Below are 17,286 nucleotides of genomic sequence, written 5' to 3'. Positions count from 1 at the left end.
CCGCGTTAATGATTCGGTTTAAACGAATCACCTCGCCGCCCTTCTGAGCAGGAGACCTTCATGGCCGCCAAAGACAACGACGACCAAAAGACCGAAGACCAGGACGGCGAACACTCGCTGGATATGAGCCAGGCCGCGGTCAAGAAGATGATCGCCGAAGCCCGCGAAAAAGGCTTTATCACCTACGATCAGTTGAACAACGTCCTGCCGCCGGATCAGGTGAGCAGTGAGCAGATCGAAGACGTGATGTCGATGCTGTCAGAGATGGGCATCAACATCATCGAAGCCGAAGAAGCCGAGGAAGAAGAGCAGAAATCAACCGCGCTCGCTGAGACCGGCAAGCGGGGCGAGATCACGCTTGGCTCGGGCAAAGAGGAAAAGCTCGACCGGACGGACGACCCGGTGCGTATGTACCTGCGCGAGATGGGCAGTGTTGAACTGCTGAGCCGCGAGGGCGAGATTGCCATCGCCAAACGGATCGAGGCCGGGCGCAACACGATGATCGCGGGGCTTTGCGAAAGCCCGCTGACCTTCCAGGCGATCACCATCTGGCGTGACGAACTTCTGGGCGAAGACATTCTTCTGCGTGACGTGATCGACCTTGAGACCACGTTTGGCAATCAGATGGGCGAGGACGAGGACGAAGCGCCGGTTGTTGCCAATGTCGCGTCGGCCCCGTCTTCCGAGGGCGGTAAATCCGAAGAGCAGGAACTGGATGCCGACGGCAACCCGATTGCCAACGACGATGACGACGACGAGGATGAACAGGCCAATATGAGCCTGGCCGCGATGGAGGCCGCGCTCAAGCCGCGGGTTCTGGAAACCCTGGACCGGATCGCCGATGATTACGTCAAGCTCTCCGAGATGCAGGATAGCCGGATTTCGGCCACGCTGAACGAAGACGGGTCGTTTTCCAAGAAGCAGGAAGACACCTATCAGAAACTGCGCTCGGAAATCGTGGAACTGGTGAACGAGCTTCACCTCCACAACAACCGGATCGAGGCGCTGATCGACCAGCTTTACGGCATCAACCGCCGGATCATGCAGATTGACTCAGCGATGGTCAAACTGGCCGACCAGGCCCGTATCAACCGCCGGGAGTTCATCGAAGAATACCGCGGTCGCGAGCTTGACCCGAACTGGCTTGATGACATGGCCAAGAAATCTGGTCGCGGTTGGCAGATGTTCATGGAACGCTCGCCTGAGAAGGTCGAAGAGTTGCGTGCTGACATGGCTCAGGTCGGTCAATATGTCGGCCTCGACATCCCCGAATTTCGCCGCATCGTGCAGCAGGTCCAGAAGGGCGAGAAAGAGGCCCGCGCGGCCAAGAAGGAAATGGTCGAAGCGAACCTGCGCCTGGTGATTTCGATTGCCAAGAAATACACCAACAGGGGCCTTCAGTTCCTTGACCTCATTCAAGAGGGTAATATCGGCCTGATGAAGGCGGTCGATAAATTCGAATACCGCCGCGGCTACAAGTTCTCGACCTATGCGACCTGGTGGATTCGTCAGGCGATCACCCGCTCCATCGCGGACCAAGCGCGCACCATTCGTATTCCGGTGCACATGATCGAGACGATCAACAAGCTCGTGCGCACCGGTCGCCAGATGCTGCACGAGATCGGTCGCGAACCGACCCCGGAGGAACTGGCCGAGAAGCTGCAAATGCCGCTTGAGAAGGTCCGCAAGGTGATGAAGATCGCCAAGGAGCCGATTTCGCTTGAGACCCCGATCGGGGATGAGGAAGACAGCCAGCTTGGCGATTTCATCGAGGACAAGAACGTCGTCCTGCCGCTGGATTCGGCCATTCAGGACAACCTAAAGGAAACCACAACGCGGGTGTTGAGTTCGTTGACACCTCGGGAGGAACGGGTGCTCAGGATGCGTTTCGGCATCGGCATGAACACCGACCACACGCTCGAAGAGGTGGGTCAGCAGTTCAGCGTGACCCGCGAACGGATCCGTCAGATCGAGGCCAAGGCGCTGCGCAAGCTGAAACACCCCAGCCGGTCGCGCAAATTGCGGTCCTTCCTCGACCAGTAAGAATTTCGGCGCCAACAACGCCTGCGGCGCGCCCCTCCTCGTGAAGGGCGCGCCATTTTTTGCGCATTGATCTTCAGTGTTGCGCGGTATCCTGCCGCGAAACCGTGGATCCACCTCTGGTATTTTGACGGGATGACAGGCTGCATCTAACCTGCTGGGTGAAGACCTGCTGGCAACTCCCTGAAATACATCAAAAAAACAACCTATAGGCGAATGTTTGCCGAACAAGTTTCGCATGGGTTGCTGGATGTGGGGCGGTCTCGTAGGGGATAGGCATGAAACAGGCTAGCCTTGCCCAATTGCGCAGAAACCTCATTACGATCCTGAACGCGGTCAATGACGATCATGAACCGCTGATCGTGACCCGTGGGCGCGGCAAGCCGGTAGTGATGATGTCACTCGACGACTACCAGGCGATGAGGCGGGTGCCAAAACCTGCACCGGCATCAGACAGCGCCGCCGGGTTGTGGAAGTCCCTGTCCGAGGTGGATGAATTGGCGTTTTCCCCAAGGGCAGAAGCTCCCACCAAACCCGTGGCCAAACCGCCGGTGCGGACAAAACACGTCATGCCAGCCACGCCCGCAGATACAGGTCCTGCGTTCAAACGACATCCCTCCCGATAGGTCATAACAAATCCTGCGATACGCATCTTGCGTGGAGGGCCGAGATGTCTCAGTTTGCTGGGGTGATGCAGACGGAGTTTTCGGTAAATACGCGGGGGCAGGGCCTCTATGAGTTCACCTCTGAGGTCGGCGCGTGGGTACGGGGACGGCACACTGGCCTACTGACGCTTTTCATTCGCCATACCTCTGCCAGTTTGCTGATCCAGGAAAATGCAGATCCGGAGGTGCAAACCGATCTGCTACACTATTTCCAAAGGCTTGTGCCGCCCTCGACCGATCCGTCGATGAGTTATCTGACGCATACCTACGAGGGGCCCGATGATATGCCCGCCCATATCAAGGCCGCGATGATGCCCGTGAGCCTCCCCATTCCGGTGACGGATGGGCGTCTTGCGCTTGGAACCTGGCAGGGGATTTACGTGTTCGAGCACCGAAATGCGCCACACGTCCGGCGGGTCGCTGCTCATCTAGCGGTTTAATTTCCCCTCTACCCAAAACCTTGCGGCTCCCCTATAGTGGCTGTGGATAATTGGGCATCAGACCCAATCGCCAACTGGCACGGAAGAAAGAGGGAAACGGCAATGCGCTGTCCATTTTGCGGAAATATAGACACACAGGTCAAAGACTCGCGTCCCGCCGAAGATCATGTATCCATCCGCCGGCGCCGGTTCTGTCCCGCATGTGGCGGTCGGTTTACCACTTATGAACGGGTACAGCTCCGCGATCTGGTCGTGGTCAAGAGCAATGGCCGGCGCGAGGATTTTGATCGTGACAAGCTGGAACGGTCGATCCGCATCGCGCTGCAGAAACGCCCGATCGAGCCGGACCGGATCGAGCAGATGATCTCGGGGATCGTACGGCGGCTGGAAAGCATGGGCGAGACGGATATCCCCTCCAAGACCGTGGGTGAGATCGTGATGGAAAGCCTGGCGCGGATTGATACCGTTGCCTATGTCCGCTTTGCCAGCGTTTACAAGAACTTCCAGGCGGCCGACGATTTTGACAAGTTTGTCAGTGAGTTGCGCCCGGACACCTCCGCCACAGACGACTCCTCGGACGGGTGAGCGCCCGGGACGAGAGGTTCATGTCGCTGGCCCTGATGCTGGGCCGGCGCGGTCAGGGGCGGACGTGGCCCAACCCGGCTGTCGGCTGTGTCGTCGTGCGGGATGGCCGGATTGTCGGACGGGGCTGGACCGCCGATGGTGGACGCCCCCATGCCGAGACACAGGCGCTTCAGCAGGCCCGTGAGGCGGCCAGAGGCGCAACCGCCTACGTCACCCTTGAGCCGTGCGCCCATCACGGCAAAACCCCGCCCTGCGCCGAGGCGCTGGTGCGCGCCGGGGTGTCCCGCGTGGTCGCCGCGATGGAGGACAGCGACCCGCGCGTCGCGGGCGAAGGCTTTGCAATTCTGCAAAAGGCGGGGATCGAGGTCACCGTCGGCGTATTGGCGGAAGAAGCGGCGCGCGACCTCGACGGGTTCCTCTTGCGGATCGAACATGGCCGCCCGCACCTGACCCTGAAACTTGCCAATTCCTTCGACGGCCGGATCGCCACGGCGACCGGTGAAAGCCAGTGGATTACCGGCCCTGAAGCCCGCCGTCACGTCCATAGCCTGCGCGCCCGGCACGACGCGGTCATGGTCGGTGCCGGGACGGCCCGGGTCGATGATCCTTCGCTGACGGTGCGCGACCTGGGCGTCACGCGGCAACCGGTTCGGGTCGTCGTGTCGCGCCGTCTGGACCTGCCGATGATGTCGAAACTGGCCCGCACCGCGCAGGAGACACCCGTCTGGCTGTGCCATGGCCCCGACGCCGATCCGGCGCTTTCCGATGCCTGGTTGGGCATCGGGGCGACCCTGATCCCCTGCGGCCTGACCGGGCGGCAACTCAACGTGCGGTCGGTCTTGCAGGAGCTGGGTGCGCAGGGGCTGACCCGGGTTTTCTGCGAGGGCGGCGGCGGTCTTGCGGCGTCGCTGCTGGCGGCGGATCTGGTTGATGAGCTGGTGGGCTATAGCGCGGGGATCACGATCGGTGCCGAAGGTCTTCCCGCCATTGGGGCGCTTGGCCTGAGCCGTCTGTCCGAGGCGCCGCGTTTCAAGCTGATCGAATGCCGCGCGCTTGGGGCGGATGTGATGCACCGATGGGTCCGCGCCTGACCGCGCTAGCGCCAGAGCCCCGCGTAGGAGGCAAACAACCCCTGGAGTTTCGATAGAAGCCTGTTGGCCGTGCCGGGATGCGGCACGTCTCCGCTGGCCAGACGATCAATGGCCACTTCGACCGGGCAGGGGGTGTTGGTCACGGGGTCGTGGTAGCGCGGATAGTCGATCAGGCAGGCATGCACCAGCCCGGTCAGGTACGGCCTGGCCTGCCGCCGCCCGGGGACATCGCCAAGATCGCGTGTGAGGCCCCATCCCGCATAAAAAGGCGCGCCGGTAGTGGTTACTGGCACCCCGCGAACAAGTGCCTCGAATCCCAGAAGCGAGGTCATGGTCCAGACCTCATCGACCTCTGCAAAAAGCGCGGCGGGGTCGGCACGTTCCAGAACCAGATCGGCGAGATCGTCCACATCGGCAGGCGCGATGTGGCCCGCCCGAAGGCCCGCTTCAACATCCGGGTGCGGCTTGTAGAGAATGACCGCCTCGGGGTTCTCGGCCCGTACCTTTTGCAGCAGCGCGAGGTTGGTGTGGATCGGTCCCGCGCCGAGGCGGATAGAGGCGTCGTCTTCGACCTGTCCGGGGACGAGGATGCGGTGACCCGAGGGCAGGTCGGGTGGATCGCCGCCGAGGTTGTACTTCGACAGGCCGCGTTTGTTGAGGCTGGCAATCACCCGTTCGGCGCGCCGTTCCTGGTCCGGGCGCAGGGTGGCGCGTTTGGCGATCAAGTCCTCAAGCTGGCTGGACCCAGACGGATCGTAATAGATGCCCTGCTCATCGCAGACGAGAGACAGGGGCGGCACCAGTTCGGCACCGAGACCGCGGGAGCGGAGGAACCCGTCCTCGATCCGAACGGCATCGGGCGCGTCCACCGCATGACTGGCCCAGACCATCGCGCGCCGCGTGTCGGAGGGGCGGGCCGCACCGAACCGCATGGCTCGGTGGCTGCCAAAGAACTGCTGCAGCGGGCGCCGTTTCCACAGGCGCATCCCCTGTGCCGACCAGCCGCGATGATCTTCGCGCCAGCATCGGGAGGTGGCTGCCAGTGACGCCATCGCCTCCTCAAGGGAACAGAGGCGGTCGCGGTAAGGGTCATACCAGACCGGATAAAGGATCATCGACGCGGCAAAGAGTTGCGCGCGGCTGAGGCTTCTGCCGCGGCGGGGCAATCCCACCGGGTGCCGGTCCTCGGTCAGGCCCCATCCGGCATAGAAGGGATGGCCGAAAACCTTGGGACGGTGGCCTGCAAATATCGCCTCAAACCCCATGGTGGAACTGACCGTATAGACCGCCACCGCCCCTTCGAAGAGCGCCCAGGGGCTGACCAGATCGGCCAGCAGGCGCACGCGGTCGGATTGGTCCTCGGGTCCGAAGTAACCCGTCCGGTGCCCGGCTGTGGTCTCGGGGTGGGTCTTGATGAGGATCGGCGCGCCGGGGTTGTCCTCCTGCGCGTAGTAGAGCATCTCGCGGAAGGTATTGGCGTCGGCCTGGCCATGGGTCACGCTGGCATCGCCCCTGGTCTGGTCGATCACCAGCACATAGCCCGGATCGGGGCAGGGGGTGGCGGGATCGAACGCAGCATATTTGCTCAGATGGGCCTCTTGCAGATACTCGATTGCCCCGCGCGCGCGGTCCATCAGGGCGGTGTCGTCCAGCGGATGCGTGGCCAGGAGGTGTTCGAGATCGGAAGGCTGGCTGCTATCGAAATGCACCCCGCGCTGGTCGATCAGAAGCCCGATGGGCGGCTCTCCGTCGCGACCGGGATGGAGCGAGCGCAGGAACGCATCTTCGACCCGGATCAGCCCCGCACCGGTGGCCTCTGCCGCAGCCTCCCCTCGCTTGGCATAAGGCGAATGGCCCCAGACCGCGATCAGGTCGTCGGGCCCCGGCTTGCCCAGTTGCAGGGGATAGCCCGCCAGTTCCATGATCCGGCGAATCCGCTGTTGCTTCAGGAAACCGGCGTTGAAATAGAAAACCCGCCGGGGCTCGGTGGCCTCGGCGGGGTCATCCGAATGCGTGTCGGACATCACTGCCCGAGCGTGTCGCCCGCGGTCGATACCGAACCGACGGCCGAAAGGGTGCCGGTCAGGGCCGAAATCACTTTGCTCCACTGCGCGAATGGTGCCTCGGTCACGTATAGCGTGTCATCGTCCCGGACGGCGAAATCACGGGCCATGAACATCCCGTTGGGCTGCGTCAGATCCAGCACATAGACCACCCGTTGCGCCCCGATGAGGTCGTTGCGGCCAAGCACCTGATTGGCGATCTCGGCGGGCTCATTGCGCATGATGAAGACGCCGGTGGGATCGGCGATGTTGGAGGTCAGGCCGCCCACGGTCGCAATCGCTTCGATGGCGCTCAGGGTCTGGGTCTCAAACGTTACACGCGCCTGGGAGCCGGTGGCCCCGAGGGCGGTGAAGGCGCGGGTGTCCTGTTCGACCAGAATGCGGTCACCCCCCCGCAGGGCGATGTCGAATTCGGGATGTTTGAAGAGATCCTGGAACCAGACCTTGGATCGGTGCTGTCCCCGGATCACGCTGACCTGCGCCACCTCGGGGGGGATTGCCACACCACCGGCGGCGGCCAGCATGGTGGAAAGCGTCCGGGTCGGGGCCTCGATCGGATAGACGCCCTGGCCGTTTACCGCGCCGATGATCGACACGGTGGAGCCGTTGCCCGCCAGCCTGCGCACTTCGACCTGCGGGTCGGGGGTCTGCTCGTCAAGTTTGGCGGTGATGATGCGGCGGATCGCTTCGGGGGTGTTCCCGGCGGCGCGGATACGGCCCGCATAGGGCACGAAGATGAACCCGGCGCCGTCAACCTGCACTTCTTCAAGCACGGTCTGGCTTTGGGAGGCGCCCGCCAGCAAGCCGTCATCGACGTTTTCCCAGATCGTCAGCCCAAGGGTGTCGCCGGGGCGGATCGTATCGGCGCCGAGCGGCGAGGCGTTGAGGAATCCCTGGCTAAAGCCAAGCGCGGGTTGCACGGCGGTGGCGCGTGTCACCCGGTCATTGACCGAGACGACAAAGGCATCGCCGGAGCGTTGCACAGACCCTTCATAGATTTCACGCTTGTTCGGTCCGACGCGGGGAAGCGTCCCACAGGACGCAACCATGGCCAGAACGACCAAAAGGGCGACGGGTCTCGCCCACCGTTTGGATTGGGAGTTCACTGCTCGGTCTCCTCGACCTGTTTTTACTGCCTCGGTCTTCTTTTTTGGCAAAAGCTAGCGGAATCTGTGAATAAAATCCAGCGTTTGTCGTAGATGGGCCTAGCTCACGACGCGCAACTGTTGCCGCGGTGCCGCGGTGCCGGATTTCAGCGCATCATAAGGATCGTCCGCGGACAGCATCATATCGACTGCCTGCCGCAGCAATTGGCGACGCCCTTTCGCCGAGTAGAAACCGCCCGCAACCTGGCTGGTTTCGAGCAAAAAACGCCGGTAATCGCGGTAGGCCTTGTGATCGGGCCGCGCCGCGCCGGCAAAGAAATCGGCCGGAGGTTTCGTGGAGACAAACTCGGGTTTGTCATAGACCGCCTGCCCGAAGGTCTTGAGCGGAATACCGCGCCAAAGCACTTGCTGCGCAGCGGTGGAGTTTACCGTGATTGCGCTACGGGCCTCGTCCAGAAGTCGCGCGAGCTTGCCGCCGCGCACATAATGTACCCGCTTTTCAATGCCATGGGCGCGGGCTAGGCGTCTGAGTTCCCGCCGGATCGGCGCGCGGCCATCTTCCAGCGGATGCGCCTTAACCACCAGGTGATGATGGGGTGGCGCCCCTTTGGCGAACCCTTCCACGGCGGTTTTCAGGAAATCCGTCATGGTCGAAAACGGTGAATGTGCCTGGAACGAGGCGTCGTGTTCAAGCTGCAGGAGGGCAAGGTGATAAGGGAAGCCACCATATTTGATACGGGTGGTGGCGATATGGCGGTCCAGCGCCTGAAACGGCATCAGCAGCAGGCGTTTCAGGTAGAGTTTGAATTCCTGCCGTACGCCAAGCGCCCGGTGCGGGCGGAAATTGCGGTACCGGCGGTTTCTGAGCAATACCTGTCCGTGGTAGAGCGCGCCGTAGAAGATATGTTCGCGCATGTCGCCCCAGCTTGCGGGCGGCAACGGGGCGTCCATGTCCGACTGTGCCAGCGCCGCGCGCATATCGTCGATCCCCATCTCCATCAGGCGCGAATGCCCGTTGGTGCCACCGCGTTCATAGGTCACCCAGTAGGGGCGCATATACCCCTCTTCAAAGACGTGGATCGTGAGCCCCGCAAGGCGTGCCGCCGTAATCGCCTGGGCATGGATCGGGCGGGTATCGCCATAGAGCACGATATCGGTGACGCTCTTGTCCGCAATCAGCGCCGCGATGGTCTCTGGCCAGGCGGCGGCATCATCGAGAAAGGGGATGTAGGATGCCCGGTCACCCCAAAAGAACTGATCGCCCGCGTTGAAGCCCACGCGCCAGACCTCGGCGCCGGAGGCGCGCAACATCTTTCCGAGCCTGCTGAAGAACGGGCCATGCGGCCCTTGCAGGAACAGGAAAACCCGGTCTTTTCCACTCGAAACAGTCATTTACACACCGGCTCGTTAACAGTTATGGCCGCAATAAAGCCGAAATCGGGCAAAAATGTGGCCGGACGAGAGGCGCATCTTGCCTCCACGCGGTGGTAAGTCTAAAGCGTGTATGGTTAATTTTGCATCACGTTATGTGCAGAACCGGCGAGAGTTGTTGCGAAAATACAAGCGGAGACGACCATGTTCACGGGCATCATCACCGATATCGGCAGGGTTCAGGGTTTGACGCAACGGGGCGATCTCCGGGCACGGATCGGCACGGCCTACGAGACCTCTTCGATTGATATTGGCGCGTCGATTGCCTGCGACGGGGTGTGCCTGACGGTCGTGGCGCTTGGTGACGATTGGTTCGACGTGGATGTGTCGGCGGAAACCCTGTCGAAGACCAATCTTGGCAAATGGGCCGACGGCAGCCGCATCAACCTGGAACGAGCGCTCAAGGTCGGCGACGAGCTGGGCGGGCATATCGTATCGGGCCATGTGGACGGGCTGGCCGAGATCGTGGCGATTGCCGATGAGGGCGACAGCACCCGCGTGACCCTGCGCGCGCCCAGGCACCTGGCCCGGTTCATTGCGCCGAAAGGGTCCGTCGCGCTCAACGGTACGTCGCTTACGGTGAACGAGGTCGATGACTGCGATTTCGGGATCAATTTCATCCCCCATACCAAGCAGATGACCACCTGGGGCGACGCGTCCGTGGGGGACCCCGTCAACCTCGAAATCGACACGCTGGCGCGCTATGTGGCGCGTCTGGCGGAGGTTTGAGGCCGCTCAGCCCCAGATATCACCGATGGTGAACCCGTCCTGGAACGGATCGGTCGGATCGACCATGTAATTGGACGTGCCATAGATCCACCCCTGACCCGATATGGTCGGCACGATGGCCGGGTAGGGGCCAATGCTCGTGACTTCTTCGATCCGGCCGGTAAAGGTCGTGCCCAAGGGGCCGGCATTGACGTAGTCCTGACCGATGTCGAGCTGCCCGTGCGCATGAAGCACGGCCATCTTGGCGCAGGTGCCGGTGCCGCAAGGGGACCGATCCAGGATACCGGTCAGGGCGTGGGGGCGTTCGGGATCGAACGCGCCGGTCGACAGGGTGATGGCGCCGCGCCCATGGGTGTCCGGGGTGATCGGTGCGCCCCAAAGGTTGGTGATGGTCGGGCCGGTAATCTCGGGGTTCTCGGGATGGGTGACCGGCAATTGGTCGATAGCGGCGGCGCGGATCGCCTCCGAAACCTTGACGATCTCGGCCCCGTTCGCACCGTCGAGGTCGATGCCGAGGGTGTCCGCATTGGCGAGGACATAGAACATCCCGCCCCAGGCGATATCGACAGGGATCTGTCCGAGACCTGTCACTTCAATCGGCGCATCCAGATGCACGGTGAAGGCGGGTACGTTGCGGAATGTCACGCGGGTCACCTTGCCGTCGCTGCACTCGGCCTGCACGGCGATGAGACCCGCGGGCGTCTCCAGGGTCAGTTCCGTCACCGGTTCGACCATCTGCAGAATGCCGGTCTCCAGCAAGACAGTGACGACGCAGATCGTGTTGGAGCCGGACATCGGCGGGTATTCGGTCTGCTCCATGACGATGAAGCCTGCATCGGCCCGCGGATCACAGGGCGGGACCAGGATGTTACAGCAGAGCGCCGGTTGCCCGCGCGGCTCCCGCAGCATCAGCAACCGTATATCGTCCGCATGTGCCTGTATCCATTGCATTTTCTCGAAAACGCTGTCGCCGGGAAAATCCGGCACGCCGCCGGTGATGACACGGCCCGGCTCGCCCTCGGCATGGGCCTCGACGGCCGTGATCATTCTGCTGCTGCGCATCCTCGTCCCCCGCTTTTTGGATCACCCTAAAGCGATGACGCATGAATCGGAAACGATTTTCGGCCTGGACATGACGCAAAATCAATATGTTAGCGCATCGCCTTCTGGGCGGGTTCACGAAGGTCCGACCTGGTTTTCAGCCATGGTCAGCGCGTGGCACCGCGGCACGATAGAGGTGCCATGTCGCGTGACCCAGAACCGGCAGCACGATGATGAGGCCAAGGAAGAACGGCAACGATCCAAGCGCCATCAGCACCGCCACGATCAGCCCCCATTTGGCCACGGTGACCGGGCTCTGTTTCGCCACCTGAAGCGATGTGGCAACCGCCACCGGGATGCCCGCGCGCCGGTCGATCAGCATCGGGAAGGATACCATGCTCACGACGAGGACGATGGCGGCAAAGATGAAGCCCACGGCCATCCCGATGATGATCATCAGCCATCCCGCACCGGTGGTCAGCACGTCCCGCGCAAAGCTCCAAACCGTCGTGGGCGGTTCCGGTCCCAAGGTCACGCTATAGATCAACATGGCGGCGAGAATCCACAACACGAACATTGCGAAGAGATAGACCGCCAGGGCCATCACCGGCCCCACCACATGCGCCCGGAGCGCGTTTAGTGCGGCACCCCAGCCGACCTCATCTCCGGCTTCGCGGCGTCGGCTCATCTCGTAAAGGCCAATGGCGGCAACGGGCCCCAGAAGCGCAAATCCCGCAGCAAGTGGAAACAGAAGCGGCAGCAGTGCCAGGTTGGACGCCACGGCGATGAGGCCTATGCCGATCAACGGGTAGATCGCCACCAGGAACATGACATCGCTCCGAAACGTCTTGAAGTCATCATACCCCTTGCGCAGCGCACCGCGGATATCGGCGTCCGTGATAGAGCGTGTTGCAGGTGGCGTCGTCTCGTGGCTTGCCATCGCCTCTGTTGCCGCGCCGAGGCTGCGGCTTGTGCCAAAGACCGCGTCGGCGGCCCAGGTCAGCGGATTTCCTATTGTTTTTACCATGATTTTCTCCCGATCTTCCGCTCAGGAGGACAGTGATCGCCCATCCCGGGCTGATATCTGCAGGACGGTTGCCAGGCGCGGTGCGCCGACCCATCTATGGTTGAGTATAGCAGATTTTGCGCGCTCTGCGGGTCACGATTTCGGAACTGGCTTCGTGGGTAGGTGGTAAGTTGTTGAAGTTAAATTGATTTCGCCCATTTGGATGGCCGGGATCTCAGTCGTTATCGGTCAGGCCCGCACCCGCACCCGCCAGGCGGCTTTCGGGCGTGTCGGGGGCATAGGTCCGATGCGCGAAATTGCCAAGCGTGGTCACAACATCGGCAGGGATATCGCAACGGGTCACCTTTTCCCGTGCGCTCGCCCGCTCGCCCGTGGCCGCGCGGATCTTCACCGCCGTGGCCTGCGCCGTCTCGAGGCCAGACATGTCATCCACCTGGATTTCGCCCTCGGGGCCGAGCGTGACCGCACAACCAGCCCACGTGACCTCCATCTCCTGCCCGGTCAGCGCCGCGGCGCCGGCGGCAAAGGGCAGCAGCAGGATCGGAAAGGACGTGGTCTTGAGTTTGATCCCGTCCCCCTTGGCGATTTCCGCCGCGTGATCGCAGATCACCGCCCCCGAGATCAGCGGGCAGAGGGCGCCGCCATCCTCGGCCTGCCATTCATCCTCGGTATCGACCGGGCAAAGCGCGCCATAGGTCAGGCCATCATTCTGGGTCAGAAGTCCCGCGAGCGATTCCGCACCCGGCATCCCGGCGGCCATCAGCCAGCGCGTGGATTTCCCGGCCTCCTCCGCCAGACCCCAGCTCAGGCCCGATCCCCGCGCGGCCTTGCGCGCCAGCCCTTCAACCTCGTTCAGGGACCAACTCATCCCTCGGAGCCCTTTAGGTAAGGGTATGTCCAGTCATCGGCATTACCGGTGGCCAATTCGTGCGGGAAGGGCGCGTGTTGGAACATGTTGATCCGCACCCACCGATCGGAACGCGGGTCGAAATGGCAGGCCCCGAAGAAGGAAAGTTTCGCGCGTAGAAGGTCGATCGGCATTACCGACGCGCTGATCGTGTTGTCGCGGATTTCCGCATAGGGGTGCTTGGCGGCGATCTGCGCCCGGCGCACCACGTGACGATGTTCGGGGTGGCGCAGCAGGAAGGCGGCAATCGGCCCGTCGTCGAAATCCTTCAGGTCAGCATACATGCGTGCGGCATCGCGGCCTGGGCAGAGCGGCTGCTCATAAGGCTCAATCGGCTCCTCAAAGCGTTCGCCCATGCGCGGTTCCAGCTTTTCCTCAGACACGTACCAGACGCGGGCCTGTGCCGCTGGATCGGTCCAGTCGGTTTCGAGCGCCCAGGCATAGATATCTTCGATCAGGGCTTTCAGCCGGCTCACCGACATCGACCCGTCGATGCGGTAAAACCGCGCCTCGTCGGCGGACATGCAATCGCTGAGGCCGTCCACGAGATCACCGTAAGGTTCCATCAGGAGCGAGGCGAGCTGTTCCTGTCCCTCAAGCGACAGAGCGCCCTCCGCCCAGAGCCAGAGGCGATTCCAGGGGTGGTCGCCCATTAGATCGGCGGTTTCCAGGTGTGCGCGCAGGGCTTCCATGTCGGCGCGGAGATCGCTGAGCTTTTCGACCTGCACCGGGTGTTCGGACGTCCAGTAATTGGAATGCAACTGCGCCCGCGCGGCGAAATCGCGAAACGCCTGCGCGTCTTCCTCGCTGGCGGTCGGCAATGACCTGATCCGCGCCAGCGCCTCTTCGCGGGCATGGATCCAGTTGCTGATAAGGGCGGGGTGGTTCAATAGAAACGGCGCCATGCCAAGGCCGGTGGAGTTGCCGATGCCAAACCGGCGGCGCAGGGCCGGGTCGAGCGTCACCGCCGTCTCAGGCGCGCGCAGTTTGGCCATGTACTCCACCAGGTCCATGACAAAAGCGCGGGTGAGGAAGACCGACAGCATCTCGATCTGGAACGGCCCCTGGCATTCGGGCCGGTTGGCGGATTGTTCACGGTCGGCGGCACCGAATTTACCCGAGCCATAGACCGCGGTGGTGCGCATCAGGTATCCCACCGCCTCGACCTTTTCGAGATCGGGCTGAACCCCGCGTGACAGGGCATCGACCACGTAATCCCAAAGACGCACGGAACGGTTGGCCCGGCTGAGCGACAGTTCCTTTTCGCTGACCCGTCCCGCCTCTTGTTTGGGGACGTTGCGGGACAGACGCTCAATATCGGCCTCGTCTGGGATGCCGTCAAACAGTGTGAAGGTCGCGTCCCATTCCGTGGCAATCACCCGGTCCGAGCGTTTCTCCGGCGGCAGGTCGTTGGCGAAGGCCACGAGGGAATAGCTCCGCTCCGGCCCATGGGCGGTATAGACCGCGTGGCCAACGCCAAGGTCATTGATGTCAAACCGGGCACGTTCGAAAGTCCAGTCCTGCGCTTTCAGGCGGCGCAGCAGCACCCGTATGAACGACAGCCGCGATTGATGGAACGATCCAAGCCGATCCAGCCGCATGACGACGGCAGGGTCGCGGGGGGCGATGGTGCGGTCGGGGCTTGGTTCGTGCATGGTCGTCCTCCTGGTCTATGCGGGCAGATATAGAGTGTTTTCGTCAGCTTGCCTGTACCGGACCAAAATTTTCGTCGTAAAAGCGCAGCCAGTTATCGCCCATCACGCCGGCGACCTCTTCGTCGCTGAATCCGATCTTGCGCAGGCCCGCTTCGATATTGCCGAAATCGCGGTTGTCCTTGAACCAATTGGGCTGCGGCGGGAAGCCCGGCGCGCTGGCCGATCCTTCACCATAGTCGATTTCCTTGGACCAGCGGCCCACGCGCATCCATTCGACGATGCTGTCGGGCTGATCCTGGCAAAGGTCGCTGCCGATGCCGAAATGCGCGGCCCCGAAGGTTTCGGCGGCCCGCGCGATCATCTCGCAGAAGCTCTCGACCGTGCAGTCGGATTTGTCCTTTAGGTGATGGGGATACATCGAAAAGCCCATCATACCGCCATTTTCCACGACCGCGCGCACCACGTCATCGCGCTTGTTGCGCAGGGCAGGTTGCCAGGAATGGAGGTTGGCATGGGTGATGGTGATCGGGCGCTCGGAGATCTCCGCCGCTTCGATGGTCGAGCGGTCGGCGGAATGGCTCATGTCCACCACCAGGCCGACGCGGTTCATCTCCTTGATGACCTGGCGGCCCATACGGGTGATGCCGGTATCCTCGGCCTCGTAGCAGCCCGTCGCCAGCAGCGACTGGTTGTTGTAGGTAAGCTGCATGAACCGCGCGCCGAGCTTGTGCACAATTTCGACAAGGCCGATATCGTCCTCGATGGGCGAGGGGTTCTGAAAGCCGAAGAAGATCGCCGTGCGGCCGGTTTCCCGGGCGCGGCGTACATCGCTGCCCCACTGGCCATGAAAGATCAGGTCCGGGAATTGCTCGAACCAGCGGTTCCATTTCTCGAAGTTCAGGACAGTTTCACGGAAATTCTCATGATACGAGATGGTGACATGGACCGCGTCCACGCCGCCCTCGCGCATCTCGCGAAAGATCTTCTCGGACCAGTTCGCATATTGCAGGTTGTCGATCAGGTAGGTCATTCAGGCGTGCCCGCCGAGATGTAAGCGGTCTTGACCGTGGTGTAGAATTCCTTGGCATAGGTGCCTTGCTCGCGGGGGCCGTAAGAGCTGTCGCCGCGCCCGCCGAAGGGGACGTGGTAGTCGGTCCCGGCGGTGGGCAGGTTGACGGTCACAACCCCGGTGCGGGCGTTGCGGCGGAAATGGGTGGCGCGGGCGAGGTTTTGCGTCACGATCCCGGCGGTCAGGCCGAAATTGGTGTCGTTGACCGTGGCCAGCGCCTCGTCATAGCTGTCGACCTTGATGACGGCGGCCAAAGGCGCGAACATCTCTTCGCGGTTGATGCGCATGTCGTTGTTTGTATTAAGGAAAACGCCCGGGGTCATGTAATAGCCTTCGGTCGCACGCTCGACCCGGACACCGCCACAGGCCAGCTCGGCCCCTTCGGATTTGCCCAGATCGACATAGGCGAGGTTTTCACCCAATTGCTGTTCGCTGACCACCGGGCCGATTTGCGTGCCGTCGGCCAGTGCGTGGTCGACCTTCATCGCCTCGGCGCCTTTGATGAGCTTTTCGACAAAGGCGTCATGCACCCCTGCGTGGACGATCAGGCGCGAGGAGGCGGTGCATTTCTGCCCCGAGCCGCCAAAGGCGCCGCCAAGGGCCAGGGTGACGGCCAGGTCGATATCGCCATCATCCATGACGGCAAGCGCGTTCTTGCTGCCCATCTCAAGCTGCACTTTGGTCAGGTTCTGCACCGCCGAGGCGGCGATGCCCTTGCCCACGGGAACAGACCCGGTGAAGGAAATCGCGTTGATCTTTGGGCTGTCCACCAACCGTTGACCCACGTCGCGGCCCGCACCCATCACGAGATTGAAAAGGCCTGCGGGGATGTCCTGACGGCTGATGATCTCGGTCAGGGCCACGGCAGAGGCGGGGGTCACGTTGGCGGGCTTCCAGATCACCGCGTTGCCGTAGCAAAGTGCGGGCGCGATCTTCCAACTTGCGGTGGCTGTGGGGAAGTTCCAGGGGCTGATGATGGCCACGGTGCCGATCGGTTCGCGGCGCACATCGACCTCGATGCCCGGGCGGACACTGTCGGCGTTTTCGCCCAGTTGCCGCAAGCATTCAGCAGCGTAATAGGTAAAGAACTGACCGGCGCGGAAGACCTCGCCCTTGCCCTCGGCGAGCGGTTTGCCTTCCTCGCGGCTCAGGAGCGTGCCAAGCTCTTCGGCGCGGGCCATCAACTCGTTGCCAATGGCCATCAGCACCGCCTGCTTGCGCTCCATGCCGTAGCCTGCCCATTCCTTCTGAGCGGCGGCGGCGGCATCCAACGCCTCTTCGAGTTGATCGCCGCTGGCCTGCGCGTAGACGCCAATCAGATCACTCAGGTCCGATGGATTGCGGTTTTCGACCTCACCGGTGCCGGCGACCCATTTCCCCGTGATGAAGTTGTGCTGTGTCTGGCCCATGTGTTGTCCTCTTTGTGCGTCTGCTGTT

General features: G+C 62.4%; 15 protein-coding genes. 6 read left to right on the top strand and 9 right to left on the bottom strand.

The window, feature by feature from the left end; all coding sequences use genetic code 11:
* Nucleotides 1–60: 60 nt before the first annotated feature.
* From rpoD to ribD, 5 genes are all read left to right on the top strand, one after another.
* Nucleotides 61–2,043, top strand: a complete 1,983-nt coding sequence (gene rpoD / locus RBB29_RS05595; RefSeq protein ID WP_306113573.1) for an RNA polymerase sigma factor RpoD — start codon at nt 61–63, stop codon at nt 2,041–2,043.
* 275 nt (nt 2,044–2,318) lie between these two features.
* Complete coding sequence (locus RBB29_RS05590) at nt 2,319–2,666, top strand: type II toxin-antitoxin system Phd/YefM family antitoxin (protein ID WP_306113572.1); 348 nt, start codon at nt 2,319–2,321, stop codon at nt 2,664–2,666.
* 65 nt (nt 2,667–2,731) lie between these two features.
* Entirely contained in the window at nt 2,732–3,145 is a 414-nt protein-coding gene (locus RBB29_RS05585; protein ID WP_306113838.1) for a secondary thiamine-phosphate synthase enzyme YjbQ, read from the top strand.
* A gap of 102 nt (nt 3,146–3,247) precedes the next feature.
* The gene (gene nrdR, locus RBB29_RS05580; RefSeq protein WP_306113571.1) at nt 3,248–3,730 is read left to right on the top strand and encodes a transcriptional regulator NrdR; all 483 of its coding nucleotides are present in this window, start codon (nt 3,248–3,250) and stop codon (nt 3,728–3,730) included.
* On the top strand, nt 3,727–4,821 hold the full coding sequence (gene ribD / locus RBB29_RS05575) for a bifunctional diaminohydroxyphosphoribosylaminopyrimidine deaminase/5-amino-6-(5-phosphoribosylamino)uracil reductase RibD (RefSeq protein WP_306113570.1): 1,095 nt from the start codon (nt 3,727–3,729) through the stop codon (nt 4,819–4,821). Before nrdR ends, ribD begins: the two co-directional genes overlap by 4 nt.
* Nucleotides 4,822–4,826: 5 nt before the next feature.
* On the opposite strand, the gene RBB29_RS05570 is transcribed toward ribD, so the two are convergent.
* From RBB29_RS05570 to RBB29_RS05560, 3 genes are all read right to left on the bottom strand, one after another.
* A complete protein-coding gene (locus tag RBB29_RS05570; RefSeq protein ID WP_306113569.1) occupies nt 4,827–6,845 on the bottom strand; it encodes a capsular polysaccharide biosynthesis protein in 2,019 nt (672 codons plus the stop codon).
* Entirely contained in the window at nt 6,845–7,933 is a 1,089-nt protein-coding gene (locus RBB29_RS05565; RefSeq protein WP_371931441.1) for a polysaccharide biosynthesis/export family protein, read from the bottom strand. The genes RBB29_RS05570 and RBB29_RS05565 overlap by 1 nt, the downstream gene beginning before the upstream one ends.
* Before the next feature lie 156 nt (nt 7,934–8,089).
* On the bottom strand, nt 8,090–9,382 hold the full coding sequence (locus tag RBB29_RS05560; RefSeq protein ID WP_306113567.1) for a capsule biosynthesis protein: 1,293 nt from the start codon (nt 9,380–9,382) through the stop codon (nt 8,090–8,092).
* Between the two features lie 183 nt (nt 9,383–9,565).
* Between RBB29_RS05560 and RBB29_RS05555 the strand changes: the two genes are divergently transcribed.
* On the top strand, nt 9,566–10,150 hold the full coding sequence (locus RBB29_RS05555) for a riboflavin synthase (RefSeq protein ID WP_306113566.1): 585 nt from the start codon (nt 9,566–9,568) through the stop codon (nt 10,148–10,150).
* A gap of 6 nt (nt 10,151–10,156) precedes the next feature.
* Here the strand turns inward: RBB29_RS05555 and RBB29_RS05550 are convergent, their stop codons facing one another.
* From RBB29_RS05550 to RBB29_RS05525, 6 genes are all read right to left on the bottom strand, one after another.
* Nucleotides 10,157–11,197, bottom strand: a complete 1,041-nt coding sequence (locus RBB29_RS05550) for a proline racemase family protein (protein WP_306121107.1) — start codon at nt 11,195–11,197, stop codon at nt 10,157–10,159.
* A gap of 151 nt (nt 11,198–11,348) precedes the next feature.
* Entirely contained in the window at nt 11,349–12,218 is an 870-nt protein-coding gene (locus RBB29_RS05545) for a DUF2189 domain-containing protein (protein ID WP_306113564.1), read from the bottom strand.
* Nucleotides 12,219–12,432: 214 nt separating this feature from the next.
* Complete coding sequence (locus tag RBB29_RS05540) at nt 12,433–13,086, bottom strand: DUF3726 domain-containing protein (protein ID WP_306113563.1); 654 nt, start codon at nt 13,084–13,086, stop codon at nt 12,433–12,435.
* The gene (locus tag RBB29_RS05535) at nt 13,083–14,780 is read right to left on the bottom strand and encodes a hypothetical protein (RefSeq protein ID WP_306113562.1); all 1,698 of its coding nucleotides are present in this window, start codon (nt 14,778–14,780) and stop codon (nt 13,083–13,085) included. Before RBB29_RS05535 ends, RBB29_RS05540 begins: the two co-directional genes overlap by 4 nt.
* 43 nt (nt 14,781–14,823) lie before the next feature.
* Complete coding sequence (locus RBB29_RS05530) at nt 14,824–15,810, bottom strand: membrane dipeptidase (RefSeq protein ID WP_306113561.1); 987 nt, start codon at nt 15,808–15,810, stop codon at nt 14,824–14,826.
* Entirely contained in the window at nt 15,807–17,258 is a 1,452-nt protein-coding gene (locus tag RBB29_RS05525) for an aldehyde dehydrogenase family protein (RefSeq protein WP_306113560.1), read from the bottom strand. The genes RBB29_RS05530 and RBB29_RS05525 overlap by 4 nt, the downstream gene beginning before the upstream one ends.
* Nucleotides 17,259–17,286 lie beyond the last annotated feature (28 nt).

This window comes from Roseovarius sp. MMSF_3359, assembly GCF_030733385.1.
Lineage (GTDB): Bacteria > Pseudomonadota > Alphaproteobacteria > Rhodobacterales > Rhodobacteraceae > Roseovarius.
This window is presented reverse-complemented; position numbering and strand designations above follow the sequence as displayed.